Genomic DNA, 16,355 nt, shown 5'->3' on the forward strand with positions numbered 1-16,355 from the left:
TGTCATGCCTGGGCTAACATATAACACAGGATGGGTAAAATATTGGATACTAAAACTAAAATATCCTGGTAATTTTATTTATTGACACAAAACCCCACTGTAATGAAAATAAATACTTATTTCAGCAGGAAGAAAATTGATTTTTGTTTCTATCTGAAAAAGATAAGTCAAAAAAGGATACCTGCTAGAAAGGTGATTTACGGATATTGTTTGTCCCTGCTCTTTATTGGTCAACTTTCCGCTTCTGGCTTATCTATTAACAATGGAGGAACGAATGATCCTTCCAACAACATCAGTCCACATTTCATAAACTCATCCGGTTCTGGGGAGGCCCCGACGGCCTTAAATGTAGACATTGAAATCTCCGGAACCGTAACCGATGAAAGCGGAGCGCCTTTACCCGGAGCCTCGATTACCGTGCTTGGCACCAGCTCGGGTACTGTCACGGATATAGATGGTAACTATTCCATTACCGTCCCGGACGAAGCAAGCCTGGTGTTCTCTTACATTGGCTATGAATCAAAAACCGTAGCAGTAGGCACCCAAACCACCCTTAATATTACCCTGTTACAGGACGCCTCCTCTTTGGAGGAAGTGGTGGTTGTAGGGTATGGAACGGTCAAAAAAAGTGACCTTACGGGGTCTGTCAGTTCCATTCAGGCGGATAAATTGAATACGGATTCCCAGTCATCGGTAGAGCAGATCATTCAGGGAAGGCTTCCAGGTGTTCAGGTCACTCAGGCAAGTGCCCGACCAGGTGGAAATTTTTCCATTAGAATAAGAGGGTCTAATTCCATAACCGCAGGAAATGAACCGCTATATGTAATTGATGGACTTCCCGGGGCCAATCCGGAAAATTCCTTAAATCCATCTGATATAAAATCCATAGAAGTGTTAAAGGATGCCTCTGCTACCTCCATTTATGGAGCAAGAGGGTCAAACGGAGTGGTATTGATAACCACCAAAAATGGAAAGCAAAATAGTCCTTTAACGATAAGTTATAATGCCACGACCAGCATTCAATCTGCTACGAAAACATTAGATATGATGAATGCCCAACAATACATGTCATTTTACAATGACGTGTACAGTGATAGGGGCCTGGAACCGATTTTTAGTCAAAATGACTTCACTTCCATAGGGGCAGGTACCAATTGGCAAGGTGAGATTTTCCGTTCCGCACCCATTCAGGAACACCGTCTTTCTTTTTCGGGAGGCTCTGAAGATACCCAGTATTACTTGTCCTTAAATGCATTTGACCAAGACGGCATCGTAATAAGTTCAGGTTTTAAACGATTTTCCGGCCGCATAAATTTAACTCATTCTGTGGGTGATAAGTTAAAGGTAGGGATCAATTTCAATAATAGCTATGTCAAAGAGGATCAAGTGCCACTTGGTCTTGGCGTAAACGCAACCGCCGGGGTGATTGCGGCGGCATTGCAATTACCACCAACAGAACCGATATTCAATAGCGATGGAACCTATTCAACCAGCCTGCAGGATTTGAGCAATCCGGTGGCCCAGGCACGAACGATGGATCGATTTGAGAGAAGAACCCGACTGTTTGGGAATGGATTTTTGGAATATGAGGTCATCCCTGACCTGAAGGCAAAACTAAACTTTGGTTTGGATCAGGGCATTGCGAGAAGTGATAGTTTCGATGATGTCGTGACTCAAATTGGACTTTTGAGACAAGGTCAGGCTACGCAAAACTTGAGAGAAAACAATAGTTATGTTTATGAATTCACATTGGATTACAATAAGATATTTAGTGGTCAGCACAAATTAAATTTGCTTGGTGGTTATTCCTATCAGGAATTCATGAATTTAGGGTTTAATGCAAGTGCCATGGATTTTCCAACCACCTCCTTTGGGCCCAATAATTTAGGGTCCGGAGATCCATTACTGTATGAAGTAGGGTCATTTAAAGGGAAAAACAATATTGTTTCAGGTTTTGGCAGGGTAAACTATTCCTATGATGAACGTTTTTTGATGACGGCATCATTTAGAGCGGATGGGTCTTCCAGATTTGGTGCGAACAACAAGTTTGCCTACTTCCCATCAGGAGCCCTTGCGTGGAACCTATCCAATGAGGCTTTCTTCCCAGAGGATGGTTTTGTTTCCGATTTTAAATTAAGGACTAGTTTTGGGGTGAGCGGAAACCAGGAAATTGATAATGGAAGATCGCTTGTTCTTTTGGGGTCCGGACCAATCTCCGTTTTTAATGGGGATGAATTTCAATCTATTGCGCCTACCCAATTGGCAAATCCCGATCTAAAATGGGAAACAACGGAATCCTTTAACCTGGGAATCGATTTGGCGATGCTTTCCGGAAGAATATCCGGTTCAGTGGAATACTTTCAGAACAATACCAGGGACCTGTTATTGCTCTTACCCATTCCTACCACTACCGGTTTTGGTAATTCTTTGCAAAATGTAGGGGATACCAGAAATAGTGGTTTTGAACTTTCACTATCGTCAAGGAACTTCGTCGGTAATTTTTCGTGGATTACGGATTTAAATATGGCCACCGTGAAGAATGAGGTTACTAATCTTGGTCAGCTGCCCAGGATTCTTCAGGGCGGTACCCGGTTCATGCAAGACTATACGATTTTGGAAGTGGGCCAGCCTGTCAATGCATATTATGGTCACGTGTTCGATGGGGTTATCCAGTCTGCAGAGGAGTTGGCCAATTCACCTTCTCAGACAAATGGTGCTGTGGGCAGTAGAAAATTCAGGGATTTAAATGGCGATGATGTGATTAACGATCAGGATAGAACCATATTGGGGGACCCTTTTCCTGATTTTACCCTGGGACTAAATAACACCTTATCCTATAAAGGTTTCTCACTGGAGGTGTTTTTAGAAGGTAAATTTGGTTTTCAATTGGCAAACTTCACTAAAATCGATTCAGAAAACCCAATTGACGATTTAAGGAACAGGCAAACCTATGTGTTGGATAGGTGGACCCCTGATAACCCAACGAATGAACAACCCTCTTTTGTTAACCCTTCCCGGACCTATGATTTCAATAGCAGGGTAGTAGAAGAAGCTTCTTTTGTAAGGTTAAGAAGCGCCAGGATAGCCTACGCCTTTCCAAATTTAACTATTAAGGGTATTTCATCATTGCTTTTGTTTGCCTCAGGGCAAAACTTGGTCACTTGGACCAATTATAGTGGTTACAACCCAGATATCAACTCTTTGGGAACTTCGAATTTAAGGATTGATTATAGTGCCTACCCACTTGCCAGAACATATGCAATCGGAATTAATGTAAATTTTTGAAAATATGAAAAAGATAAAATCACTTATTTGGTTGGCAATGATTTGTTCAGTGATCATTTCATGCGAAGACCTATTGGAAGAAGAAACCTTTACCGTATTAAGTCCCAATGATTTTTTCAACACAGGAGATGATCTTGATGTCGTTCTTAATTCGGTGTATGGTGAAATAAGGTATAGCGATATAAAGCGAGACGGGGTAACGCTGCAGGAAGTAAATACGGATATTGCCTTGGAACGTGGCGGTGGGATATTTACCTTCAACGAACCCATTGAAGAGTTCACCTGGACAAGCTCGCACCAATGGATCAGAAATATGTGGGAACGCCGTTACCGTACGATCTTCAGGACAAACGTTGTCCTGGATAATGCGGAAGCTATTGAAATGAATGAAGATAGAAAAAGGGAAACCATTGCGGAGGCCAGGTTTTTGAGGGCATTCAACTATTATCTTTTGTATGATCTATTTGGACCTGTTCCCCTAATTACCGATAGCCAAACAACGGTAACGGATCGTCCGGCAAGGGCTTCTGAAGAAGAAATAACGTCATTCATTGCAGATGAATTCATAGCTGCGGCGGATGCATTGCCTTTGGAACCAAGGAATGCTGAATACGGGCGTGCCACCAAGGGGGCTGCGCTTGGAGCCTTGACCAAGTTTTATATGATGACCAAAAATTGGCCTGAGGCGGCATCTGCTGCTAAAGAGGTGATGGACCTTGGGGAATATGATTTGTTTACCCAAGGGGATAGAACGGAGTTGTTCAGCCCCGAAAACCAAAGAGACAACGAATTCATCTTTGTGGCCGTTATGTCAGATAATCCGGATGATAATACCGGTGATGGCTGGCTAAGCCATGTCGTTCCCAGAGGCTATCAATGGCAATATCCTCCTCGTGCCATATTTGCTGCCGAGTATAAGATTTGGTCTGCTTTTCTAGAACTTTTTGAGCCTGAAGATGAAAGGTTAAACGCATTTTTATTTGAGTTTGTCAACGCCCAAGGTGAGACAATTGTTTTAGGTAAGGATAATGCACGAAGTATGAAATTCCCTGAATATCCGAGTCAGGGGATAAGCCGTTCGTCTGATGATTTTCCTTTTATCAGGTATGCAGATATCCTGCTTTCCAGATCGGAGGCTTTGAACGAAATCAATGGCCCAAATCAAGAATCGGTAGATTTGTTGAATAGTATAAGGGAGGCTGCAGGCGTTTCCACTTTATCCGTAAACGATTTTCCAGGCAAGGAAGATTTTAGGAGTTTTATATTAGACGAAAGAGGCAGGGAATTCCATACAGAGGCATTACGAAGGCAAGATCTGATACGCCACGGTAAATTTATCGAAATGGCAAATGAACGTGGTAAAACCGCTATGGACCATCAGGTAAGGTATCCTATTCCACAAACTGAAATTGAACGAAATCCAAATTTAACTCAAAATGAAGGATATTAGATCAACTTGTTTTAAATTACCTGACCCTTTTCCTTTTTGTTTTTTGGAAATTTAAACGGTAAAAGGGCCCATTTGAACGTTTAATAGCCTTTGCATCTAGTTGGAATCGATAATAAACCTAATTTAAAGTGAATGAAGAGGAATAGTATAATCGTTGGTGTTCTTTTAGGCAGCCTACTGGCGACGTCTTGCAATACGGAAGAGAAGGATAAAACCTCCCTGCCCAATATCGTTTTTATCATGAGCGATGACCACGCCTATCAGGCCATCAGTGCCTACGGTCATGGATTAAATGAAACGCCCCAAATTGACCGGTTGGCTAAGGAAGGGGCGATTTTTACCCGGGCCACGGTTACCAATTCCATTTGTGCCCCCAGCCGCGCGGTAGTTTTGACGGGAAAACACAGCTTTCTCAATGGAAAGGTGGACAATGTCCAACCCTTTGACTGGGACCAGAATAACTTTGCCAAGATGCTTCAAAAAGCGGGGTACCATACCGCCATGATAGGCAAAATCCACCTGGATGGCCTGCCACAGGGGTTTGACCATTCCATGGTATTGCCCGGGCAGGGACATTATTATAACCCTGATTTTCTGGTGAATGGAGAAAGGAAGCGTTTTGAAGGGTATGTTACCGAACTCACCACCCAATTTGCCTTGGATTGGCTAAAAGAGGGGAGGGATAAGGACAAGCCCTTTCTGATGATTTATAACCAAAAGGCCCCCCACCGAAATTGGAAACCGGCACCAAAATACCTGACCCTGTACGACGATAAAACCTTCACACCACCGGCTACTTATTTTGACGACGAAACCAACTACGAAGGTAGGTGGACGGCTGCCAAGACCCAGGAAATGGAAATTGACGGTCATGCCAGGTGGGGCCATGACTTTAAATTTGAGGTGGACCCGGAAGGAAATGAAACGGGTTTTTCCAAAGAACTGGAGCGATTTAATGAGGAACAACTGTCCCAATGGAGGGAGGCTTACAACCCAAAGAACCAGGCCTTTATAGATGCTTATCCTCAGGCCGAAGGTGTTGCCTTTCAGGATAAGGAAAAGGAAAGAGAAATCGGAGTTTGGAAATTCAACAGGTACATCAAGGATTACCTGAGAACCATCAAATCCGTGGACGATGGGGTGGGAGAGGTATTGGACTACCTGGAAGAAAATGGGCTGGCAGAGAACACCATCGTGATTTACACCTCCGACCAGGGATTTTACCTGGGAGAGCATGGCTGGTTTGACAAAAGGTTTATGTACGAGCAATCTTTCCGTACCCCCTTATTGATCCGATACCCTAAAGAAATTAAGCCGGGGACTGAGATCGATAAACTGGTCCAAAACCTGGATTTTGCGCCTACCCTGCTAGATTATGCCGGGGTGGAGGCTGCCCCGGAAATGCAGGGGGATTCCTTCAGAGGCTTGGTAAGCGGCCAATCCGATGAATGGCGGGATGCGGTATATTATACCTATTACGAATACCCCTCCGTCCACATGGTTAAGCGGCACTATGGCGTGGCCACGGAAAGGTATAAACTGATGCATTTTTATTATGACATCGATGAATGGGAAATGTATGACCTGGAAAAGGATCCCCAAGAAATGAACAATGTCTATGATGATCCTGCTTATGCAGAAATGAGGGAAGAACTGCACCAAAAATTGGAGGATCTTCGGAAGGAGTATGGGGACTCTGATGAAATGAATCAAAAATACCTGGATGCTTATTTGGAATATAGAAACAACAGGCAATAGGTTAATTAAAGGAAAATGAAAATTCAGGTTTTAGGATATAGCTGTTTGGAGAGAAAATATTTTAATAGAAAGTATCATACCTTATTTTTTACGGCATGTATGTGCTTGATGGGCTTAAACCTGCAGGCACAAAGACCTAATATACTGGTAATCATTGCCGATGACCTGAATACCAAAATCGGGCCCTATATGGATATTGATAACCATACCCCGCACCTTGATAGGCTTGCTGGAGAAGGGGTAAGGTTTTCCCGGGCTTATAGCCAATTTCCACTGTGTGGCCCTTCCAGGGCCTCCTTTATGAGCGGTTTGTATCCCCAGACCAATGGGGTTTTGGGCAACAATGATCAACCGGGAAGTTATAAAAAGGAAACTCCTGCCTTGGCCAATCATCCGTCTATGGCAGGTTTTTTTAGGGAGCGGGGTTATTATACGGCCAGGGTTTCCAAGATTTTCCACATGGGTGTTCCAGGTGGTATAGAAAGGGGGGACCCGGGAGGGGATGAGCCTGACTCCTGGGATTATGCGTACAATGTGCTTGGTCCGGAAACCCTAAGCCAGGGCCATTTGGAGCTGCTTTCACCTAAGAACCTTCATTATGGATCAAATTTTGCCCAAATGGTCATTGCCGATAGTCTGGAGGGTACGCAGACGGATTACCTGGCAGCGAGCCAAGCCATTGCCATTTTGGAAAACCGGGTTGGAAAAGTAGCACCCCATGCGACCAACAAAGTCAAAGTGAAAAATGAGGCCCCGTTTTTTTTGGCGGTTGGATTTGTCAGGCCTCATGTGCCCCTGATTGCCCCTGAAAGCAGTTTCTCCCCTTATCAGGTGAATGAAATGGAATTGCCCTCATTTACTATTGGTGAAAATGTTCCTGAGCCGGCGTTGAGAAGACAAAATGAGAAAGTCTGGGGAATGGGTGCGCTACAGCAAAGAAAAACCATAAGGGCTTATATGGCCAGTGTCCGTTTCATGGACCAACAGGTGGGCAGGTTACTGGATGCCCTTGACCGGATGGACCTGAGAAAGGAAACCATTGTCATTTTCATGTCGGACCATGGGTATAATTTGGGAGAGCATGATTGTTGGTCAAAATCCAGCCTTTGGGAGGGAAGTGTGGCGGCACCGTTGATCATTTCGGTACCGGGAACGGCCTATGAAGGAAAATACGGAACCACCAACCCTTCCATTACCGAACTAATAGACCTTTATCCAACCTTGGCAGATTTGGCCGGGTTTGCCAATGAAAAGCCATCCATCCTTCAGGGAGAGAGTTTGGCCGGGTTTTTAAAGACAGGTGAATATGCGAAAAACAAGGAGTATGCCTATACCATCACCAACGGTGGGGCCGCAGCTACCATCAGGACCAATCAATGGCGGTACACCCGATGGGGAGATGATGCAACAGGAAATAATGAAGAGCTTTATGATCACTATAATGATCCGGAGGAACATGTCAATCTGTTGGGAGACCCCTCAAAAAAGAGCGCATTGGAGGAGATAAGGATCCAATTTGAAGTGATTAAGGAAAAAGCACGAAGTGGTATTTTTTTTTAGTGATTTCAGGATTTAGCTTTTCCAGGAATTAAAGGCATGATAACAATAAAAAAACACTTTCAAATCAGGCACTATTCAAGCTTGAATATTTACCGGGATTCATCCTTCCGGAACCCTGTAAGCGATCAACCCGGTTGCAATTCTACCTTTTTACCGGCTACCGATAGGTTGTCGTTCACATGTTGTTCATCCCAAAGATTGGAAATTACTGCGGATATGTTTTGGTTCTGTAAGACCCACATATAGGCCTTTACCGGGGCTTTCATCTCCCCGGGCACAATCCTTTGTACTTTTTGAATGCGCCACTCGGGTATGGGTTGCAGCGCGGTGTGATGGGTGGCTACAGCCATAGCTGCTTTCATGGCGATGATGCCCATGCCGCTTTCATTGGCCAGTTCAATCTCTCTTTCCATGTATCCGCCATTGATCACGTTATATGCTACCATGGCTACTTCATAATGGCCGGTTTCCCGGGCAGCCCTTAAGACACCGGCCGGGTCATTGTGGGAAGACACGCCCAGGAAACGGACTTTTCCGTCCTTTTTTAGTTGTTCAAAAGTGGTAAAAGTCTCCTCTATTTGCACTTCTTCGGGAGATCCGGCCCCATGAGGACACATCAAAATATCAAAGTAGTCGGTGCCAACCCGCTTCAGGCTGTTTTCAACCGATTGAATGATGTATTCCCTGAACTTTGGACTTCCTTCCACTTTATGGGCATAATCAGCGGCCATGGCATTGCTCAGGTAGGTACCTTTAAAGGAGTTTGGCTGTCCGGGCCAATAAGTAATAAAATAGCCGGGCTTATCCACATTTCTGGCCGCCCGCATTTCCCGGGCTTTCTTTTGATAATGTTCCTGTTTATTGCCGGGCAGGCTGTCATAAATTCCCCGGTACAGGTTATTCCTTACATTGGTATATCCGCTTACTTTGGTGGTCATAAATACCTTTTCGCGTTTGGCACTGTTGTCGATGATCTTACCATAACTTTGTTCACATTCGCCATTACCGTAAGAAGGTGCCATATCCAGGTAATTCAATCCACGTTCCATGGCAATTTCGGTCATCCGCAGGTTACCTAGCCGGACAGGGTCGCCACCATTGACCACTTCTGATATCATCAAACCGGTATTCCCCAACCGGCGATAGGCCATGCCTGCTTGTTTGTTGCGCCATTCAGGTTGGATATCCGTTTTTATCTTTAGAGCCCCTGTGTTACTTGCTTTGGTCTTACCAAGAAAAGGAATACCCAAACTTAAGGCGGTACCTACTGAAATAAATTTTCTACGATTGATATTGAAGTTATCCATCATAATTTCTGTCGTTTAAGTGTTGGTAACTAACTGTGTATAAAACAGAAAAGTGGTGGATGCTCTAGCACAAAAAGTTATAATTAAGTCAGTTACAAATCAAATACAACTTCTTAAAGATACAAAAAAGCCTGGATTATTTGAGAAATTTTGAAGGGGAATGGCGAATAAAGGCTTTGAAATATGGGCGGAAACATAGTGTTCCCCAACTATCAAAGGGATAGTTAATAAACGTGTCAGTGTTTAGTTATTTTCAATATATTCAATCATGAAGTCCAAAAAAAACCGACACCGTCAACGAACCGGATTTGGAATGCACCCAGCATTCCTATGCCGACTACCTGACCTGGCAGGTGGAGGAAGTAGTGGAGCTGATCAGTGGGAAAATTTTTTAAAAAGCGGCCGCTGCTCCGGGAAGGATTCACCAGAAAATTTCGGGAGCACTTTTTCTCCGGTTGGGCAATTTTTTGAGAGGTGAAACATGTCAGATTTATTCCGCACCCTTTGACCTACGGTTTCCTAAAAATTCCAACGAAGATGATGAAATTCAGGATGAGGTACAGCCGGATAGTTGCGTGATTTGCGATCCGGATAAACTGGACGATCGGGGCTGCATCGGAGCGTCTGGCCTGATCGTGGAGATCCTATCTCCTGGTAATAGTAAAACCGAATTGAAGCATAAGTTTGAACTTTATGAATCAAATGGGGTCTGGGAATATTGGATCATCCATGCAGAAACCCAGGATTTGCTGATCTATATTCTTACCAGGGGAAAATTCATTCCGGGAAATGTTTTGTTTGGTAAATTTAAATCAATAAAGAAAACTGATTATCTTTAAATCAGGTGGGTGGGGTTTTTATTTACCAACTTTTGTTTACAAAGCAAATCGTAATAATATGGGAAAGAAGGTTGAGCACATTTTAATTGGAGGTTTTTTATGTGCAGGAAAAACAACCTTGCTAAGATCATCTAACCAACAGGAGATCCATATAAAAAGTAACTAACAAGAAAAGCTAACAAATGAAATTAAGACTTTCCATACCCGCTATACCCCTAATCCTGTTGCTTAGCGCTACGGTAGTTTTAAGCGGAAACAGTCATCTCTCCCAAGCAGCTCAAAAACTCAATGTCATCGTGATTATTACGGATGATCAGGGATATGGTGACTTGGGATACCATGGTAACGAAATCATTAAAACACCTGCGATGGATCAATTTTTCCGTGAGTCGGTTCGGGCAACAAATTTTCATGTATCACCTACCTGTTCTCCATCAAGGGGGGCCTTAATGACAGGGCGATATACAAACCGGGTAGGGACCTGGCATACCATTGCAGGACGCAGCTTACTTTTTGAGGATGAAAAGATACTTCCCCAAATTTTTGCAGAAAACGGCTACGCCACGGGCATGTTCGGTAAATGGCACCTGGGGGATAATTATCCTTTTCGGCCAGAAGACCGGGGGTTTCAGGAAGTGGTCAGGCATGGTGGAGGGGGCATCACTCAAGGTCCTGACTTTTGGGGTAATGATTACTTTAATGACACCTATTGGCACAATGGAGAACCGCAGGAATATGAAGGATACTGCACAGATGTATTTTTTACGGAAGGCATGAAGTTTATAGAGGCGAATCAGGAGAAACCGTTTTTTGCCTACATCTCCACCAATGCACCTCATGGCCCCTTTCATGTACCTGAGGAAGACTACAATCGTTACAAAGATGAAGAGGGTTTGCTGGAGCGACAGAAACGGTTTTATGGAATGATTACTAATATTGACCGAAACCTGAAGCGCCTGAAAGACCGGTTACAAAAACTCGGACTGGCAGATAATACGATCGTTGTATTTATGACCGACAATGGTACAGCAGCGGGCTATACTGAAAGAGATGGGCAAATATATGGATATAATGCAGGGCTTAAAGGTACCAAGGGTAGTGAATATGAGGGTGGGCATCGTGTTCCGTTTGCCATTCGCTGGCCTGGAGGTCGTATAGATGGAAATAAAGAGATTAATCAGCTACTCGCTCATATCGACCTTCTCCCTACCTTAGTTGATTTGGCAGGCTTAACATGGGTGGAAAATAACCAGATCGATGGGAGAAGTTTTGCGCCGCTGTTACGTGAGGAAACCGACGTATGGGAGGCCCGAACATTGATTGTAGATTCGCAGCGAACGCTGAATCTTGTCAAATGGCGGAAGTCGGCGGTCATGGATGATACTTGGAGATTAATAAATGGTCAGGAGCTTTACAACATCCATGAGGATCCCGGTCAGACAAAGGATGTGGCAGCCCGGCATCCGGAAGTAGTGGCCCGGCTAAAGGAAAGTTATAACAAATGGTGGGCCTTATTGATGGAGCAAAAAGTCAATGAACGTTATGCGTATATCAAGGCAGGTACCCCCTATGAAAATCCTGTTCGTATTAGTGCTCATGACATGCATATATATCCTTACAAAAATGCCTGGCATCAGCACGGAGCGTTAGAGGCGGTAGGAGGTAAAGGTATCCTAAAAGTGGAAATAGCCCATGAAGGTAGGTATAGGATTAGCCTTCGGCGATATCCCCGGGAAAGTGGGCTTTCCTTCAACCAAAAGGTCCCGGCAAAAGAAGGCAGCATTGAAATTAGCGCACCCATGCCCAACAGCAATAATCAGATAAATATAAAAGAAGCTACGCTTTATTTAGCAGATATCAGTGCAACCAAGCCGGTGATGAATAATGAAGCGGAGGTAGATTTTGAGGAATTTATTGCTGCAGGGAAATATGACATGACCGCCATTTTACGGGATGACGAAGGGCGCATGTATCCTTCCTATTATGTCTATATTGAAAAAATCAATGACTAGGATTTGAAATGAAATGAATGGTATTGGTATAGATTCCAGCAAGCTTCTTGCCCAAACCAGTTGGCTTTCACAGGGGTTACATGGAAGTAAACCGGACCCGGTTTTGGTTTTATTTATACGGTTTTTAATTAAATCTTTGATATTGTAACGATTAGTTTTTATTTTAATTTCATATTGACGTTTCCCATCTATTTAAATGAGAACGTATCAAAAATAAAGGATTAAAAATACTCCTATGAAAATCAAACCCAGCCAGATAACCACCCTATTACTTTTTCTTTTTGTAAACCATACCACCCTTAATGCCCAAGAACAATCCCAGGAGCCGGAAAAGAATTATCAATCTGTTACCCCTTATGCATTCCCTTTACTTTCCTTCACGGATCCCAACCAACGGAAAGCCGATGGGAATGGGAAAGTGGATGTCTCAGGGGAACTGAAGGAATGGCATAAGGTTACCCTGACCATGGATGGCCCCTTTGCACATGAATTGGACAAGGAACCCAATCCTTTTACGGATTACCGCATGTCGGTGCGGTTTGTCCATGAATCCGGGGAGCCGGAATATGTCGTGCCCGGGTATTTTGCGGCTGATGGTAATGCGGCAGAAACAGGTGCCGATAACGGTATCAAGTGGCGGGCGCACCTGTCTCCCGATAAATCAGGTGAATGGCATTATGAAGTTTCGTTTTTGAAAGGGGAGTTGGCAGCCGTATCGGATCAACCCTGGTCCAAACCCCTGGCACCATATGATGGGGCAGAAGGCGATTTCACCATCAGTCCGACAGATAAGGAAGGCAAGGATTTTAGGGCCAAGGGAAGGCTGGAATATGTGGGAGAACATTTCCTTAAATTTAAAGGCAACAATGAATATTTTTTAAAAGTGGGCCCGGATGCTCCGGAAACCTTACTTGCCTATGCAGATTTTGACGGCACCTATAATGTACACACCCAAATATGGAAAACGACGGTACCGATCAAACATTTCAGGGATCATTTAGGGGACTGGCAGGAAGGTGATCCCACCTGGCAGGAAGATAAGGGCAAAGGGTTGATAGGGGCCATCAATTATTTGGCATCAAAAGATATGAATACCTTTTCCTTCCTGACTTACAATGCAGGTGGGGATGGAGAAAACGTTTGGCCATTTATTGAAAGAAATGAAAAGTACAAATATGATTGCTCAAAATTGGACCAGTGGCAAATGGTTTTTGACCACGCCCAGACCCAGGGGTTACACTTGCACTTTAAAACACAAGAAACTGAAAATGATGACAACAACTATCCGGCCACCAATGAAGCCAGGGGATCTTCGGTGATCATTGAGTCCCTTGACGGAGGGGATCTGGGGCCGCAAAGGCGGTTGTATTATAGGGAATTGATCGCCCGGTATGGATACAGCCTGGCTTTGAACTGGAACCTGGGAGAGGAAAATTCGCAGACTACGGAGCAGCTAAAGGAAATAACAAAATTCTTTTATGAAAACGATCCTTATAGGCACAATGTGGTGGTGCATACCTATCCGCAACAGCAGGATGATGTGTATATGCCCTTATTAGGAGATAATTCCCATTTATCCGGGGTATCTTTGCAAAATTCATGGGATGCCGTCCACCACAGGACCCTCCAATGGGTAAGGGCATCAAATACAGCCGGCAAGCCCTGGGTAGTGGCCAATGATGAGCAAAATCCTGCCGGAACAGGCGTACCTCCTGATCCGGATTTTGGCAATTATGAGCCCCTGGATTATGACATCCACGATATAAGAAAAAGGACCTTGTGGGGAAATATCATGGCTGGTGGAGCTGGCGTGGAATATTATTTTGGCAACCGCCATCCGGATAGCGATATGCAAAGCGAAAATTATCGCAGCCGGGATCAATCCTGGGAATATTGTAGGATTGCCCATGCGTTTTTTATGGACCATGAAATCCCATTTTGGAACATGACCAACCGAAATGCCCTGATTTTTAACGAGGACGATGGAAATGACAAATATTGTCTTGCCCTTGATGGGAAGCAATACCTGGTTTATCTCTCAGATGTCCAAACTTCAAAATTGGACCTTAGAGATATTGAGGGTTCATTTTTTGTAAAATGGTTTAACCCACGGGAAGGAGGAGAATTAATGGATGGCTCTATCACGAAGATTGAAGGTGGGGATATAACCGAATTGGGTATGCCACCCCAAGATCCCGAGGAAGATTGGCTGGTTTATATTGCGGTGGAATAATTTCTGGAAAAAAGAAAAAGTCTTTAGGTTTCTACAAGATTAACTTCAATTGGTTCTCCTAAACAAAATAAGCTGATGCATTTATTTTATTTGATCCCATATATTTCCCTGCTTTTCAATTTGCCATTAGTACCAAAAGCGGAGTCCGGCCCTGTCCAACCTCCACCAAACATCGTTCTTATCATGGCGGATGATATTGGGTTTTCGGACATTTCAAGTTATGGGGGAGAGATTCCCACCCCTAACATCGATCGGCTGGCAGCGGAAGGGCTACGTTTTAGGCAGTTTTACAATATGGCAAAATGTGAGGTATCCAGGTCCGTCATGCTTACGGGCCTGTATAATGAAAGCACTGCTGCTCAAAGCATGGTGGGGCTGATCCGCAATGAAGGGTACCAAACCTACCAGTTTGGTAAGGAACACTTCCAGGAATGGGTGCCTGAAAGGTGTTATGCCAAAAATAACATGGACCAATCCTTAACCTTTTGGGCCACCACGGAATACTTTGTTCCACCGGATGGTAAGTTTTCACGACCATTTTATTTAAATGGTGAAAGGGTAGAAGTTAAAGATTTGGAATTTGAACAGAAGCCATTTTATAAAACGGATGTATTCACAGATTATGCCGTGAAATACATCAAGAAAGCCAATAAGGACAAAGAACCCTTTTTTTTATTTATGCCCTACCATGCCCCACATTACCCGCTTCAGGCAAGACCGGAGGACATAGCCCGCTTTAGAGGGAAATATAAAGTCGGATGGGACGTACTTCGGCAGCAAAGGTATGAAAGGATGATGGAGATGGGCGTACTGGACAAAAATCATGAACTAAGCAAACCCACCTCCAACATCAATCAATTTCGCGGACACCCAAAAGGAGACGAGGAAATCAGGGCTTTGATCCCAAAATACAGGCCCTGGTCCGACCTTACTGAAGAAGAAAAGGACGCACTAGATTTGGAAATGTCCGTTTATGCAGCGATGATCCACCGCTTGGACCTCAACATAGGAAGACTATTGGATACCTTGGATGAAGAAAACCTGACCGAAAATACATTGGTCCTCTACCTTTCTGATAATGGAGCCTGTCCCTATGACAGCAATCGGGACTTCGATAGTCCTCCTGGAGGGGCTGATTCCTACCGGACACAAACTGCTGCCTGGTCTAATCTAAGCAATACACCTTTTAGGTATTTCAAGCAATTTGGTCATGAAGGTGGCACACATACCCATTTTATCGCCCGATGGCCAAATGTGATCAAAAATGCAGGGAGCTTTATCAGCCAGCCTGGCCATCTGGTGGATATATTTCCAACCCTATTGGAAGTAACCGGGGGAGAATATCCGGAATGGGAAGAGGAAACCAAGGTCCCCCCGTTGGATGGTACCTCACTTTTGCCATTGTTTGAAGGAAAAGAACGAAAGGAACCAGAATTTTTTATCTCTGGATTCGGTGAAAAATTCCGAATGTTCAGAAAGGGGGATTGGAAAATTGTCAGGAAAAATGGTGAGTCGTGGGAACTCTATAATATGGCCGATGATATGACAGAAACAACCAATCTGATGGACGAAAAGGAAGGTATCGGCAATTCCTTGATTGAAGAATATACACAACGATCAAAAACAACTGATAAATGATCGGAGATGGTGGGTTGGGCTAATTCTCTTGAACAAACCATCAGAATTTAGTTAAAAGATTTGAGTACCCTGCTATTCGTGACCCAATTGATCCATACCCTGAACATTGACCCCATTGCCAATGAGGGGGCGCAATTTACCAATGCAATTGAGTTTAGGGATGGACTTCTGTTATCTTAAAAGCATTCGTTTGATTTTCGGTTTTTGTTTTTCTCAATAAGGAACTGGATACCATTCCTCAGATCCAGCAACCCACTGGTTAATGATGAAAAA

General features: G+C 44.0%; 9 protein-coding genes. 8 read left to right on the forward strand and 1 reads right to left on the reverse strand.

Annotated features, from left to right (window positions below; translation table 11 throughout):
• The first annotated feature begins 102 nt into the window (after positions 1-102).
• From GJQ68_RS11815 to GJQ68_RS11830, 4 genes are all read left to right on the forward strand, one after another.
• Entirely contained in the window at positions 103-3,285 is a 3,183-nt protein-coding gene (locus tag GJQ68_RS11815) for a SusC/RagA family TonB-linked outer membrane protein (protein ID WP_162417497.1), read from the forward strand.
• Positions 3,286-3,289: 4 nt separating this feature from the next.
• Positions 3,290-4,735 (forward strand): RagB/SusD family nutrient uptake outer membrane protein, encoded by a 1,446-nt coding sequence (locus GJQ68_RS11820; RefSeq protein WP_162417498.1) that lies wholly within the window; start codon positions 3,290-3,292, stop codon positions 4,733-4,735.
• Between the two features lie 132 nt (positions 4,736-4,867).
• On the forward strand, positions 4,868-6,493 hold the full coding sequence (locus tag GJQ68_RS11825; RefSeq protein ID WP_162417499.1) for a sulfatase family protein: 1,626 nt from the start codon (positions 4,868-4,870) through the stop codon (positions 6,491-6,493).
• A gap of 15 nt (positions 6,494-6,508) precedes the next feature.
• Positions 6,509-8,053: a sulfatase gene (locus GJQ68_RS11830; protein WP_235941448.1), complete on the forward strand. Its 1,545-nt coding sequence runs from the start codon at positions 6,509-6,511 to the stop codon at positions 8,051-8,053.
• Between the two features lie 125 nt (positions 8,054-8,178).
• On the opposite strand, the gene GJQ68_RS11835 is transcribed toward GJQ68_RS11830, so the two are convergent.
• On the reverse strand, positions 8,179-9,363 hold the full coding sequence (locus tag GJQ68_RS11835; RefSeq protein WP_162417500.1) for an aldo/keto reductase: 1,185 nt from the start codon (positions 9,361-9,363) through the stop codon (positions 8,179-8,181).
• Positions 9,364-9,779: 416 nt separating this feature from the next.
• Here GJQ68_RS11835 and GJQ68_RS11840 point away from each other — a divergent pair, with 416 nt between their 5' ends.
• The 4 genes from GJQ68_RS11840 to GJQ68_RS11855 all read left to right on the forward strand — a co-directional run bounded on the left by GJQ68_RS11840 (position 9,780) and on the right by GJQ68_RS11855 (position 16,082).
• Positions 9,780-10,199 (forward strand): Uma2 family endonuclease, encoded by a 420-nt coding sequence (locus GJQ68_RS11840; protein ID WP_262888110.1) that lies wholly within the window; start codon positions 9,780-9,782, stop codon positions 10,197-10,199.
• Positions 10,200-10,381: 182 nt separating this feature from the next.
• Positions 10,382-12,211: an arylsulfatase gene (locus GJQ68_RS11845; RefSeq protein ID WP_162417501.1), complete on the forward strand. Its 1,830-nt coding sequence runs from the start codon at positions 10,382-10,384 to the stop codon at positions 12,209-12,211.
• A gap of 235 nt (positions 12,212-12,446) precedes the next feature.
• Complete coding sequence (locus GJQ68_RS11850; protein WP_162417502.1) at positions 12,447-14,444, forward strand: DUF5060 domain-containing protein; 1,998 nt, start codon at positions 12,447-12,449, stop codon at positions 14,442-14,444.
• A gap of 183 nt (positions 14,445-14,627) precedes the next feature.
• Positions 14,628-16,082, forward strand: a complete 1,455-nt coding sequence (locus GJQ68_RS11855) for an arylsulfatase (RefSeq protein ID WP_235941452.1) — start codon at positions 14,628-14,630, stop codon at positions 16,080-16,082.
• Positions 16,083-16,355 lie beyond the last annotated feature (273 nt).

The organism is Cyclobacterium roseum (assembly GCF_010119225.1).
GTDB lineage: Bacteria > Bacteroidota > Bacteroidia > Cytophagales > Cyclobacteriaceae > Cyclobacterium > Cyclobacterium roseum.

Excerpts from the sequence above, each read along its gene's own strand:
- GJQ68_RS11815 (WP_162417497.1), top strand. The coding sequence starts at position 103 with ATGAAAATAAATACTTATTTCAGCAGGAAGAAAATTGATTTTTGTTTC.
- GJQ68_RS11820 (WP_162417498.1), top strand. The coding sequence starts at position 3,290 with ATGAAAAAGATAAAATCACTTATTTGGTTGGCAATGATTTGTTCAGTG.
- GJQ68_RS11825 (WP_162417499.1), top strand. The coding sequence starts at position 4,868 with ATGAAGAGGAATAGTATAATCGTTGGTGTTCTTTTAGGCAGCCTACTG.
- GJQ68_RS11830 (WP_235941448.1), top strand. The coding sequence starts at position 6,509 with ATGAAAATTCAGGTTTTAGGATATAGCTGTTTGGAGAGAAAATATTTT.
- GJQ68_RS11835 (WP_162417500.1), bottom strand. The coding sequence starts at position 9,363 with ATGATGGATAACTTCAATATCAATCGTAGAAAATTTATTTCAGTAGGT.
- GJQ68_RS11845 (WP_162417501.1), top strand. The coding sequence starts at position 10,382 with ATGAAATTAAGACTTTCCATACCCGCTATACCCCTAATCCTGTTGCTT.
- GJQ68_RS11850 (WP_162417502.1), top strand. The coding sequence starts at position 12,447 with ATGAAAATCAAACCCAGCCAGATAACCACCCTATTACTTTTTCTTTTT.
- GJQ68_RS11855 (WP_235941452.1), top strand. The coding sequence starts at position 14,628 with ATGGCGGATGATATTGGGTTTTCGGACATTTCAAGTTATGGGGGAGAG.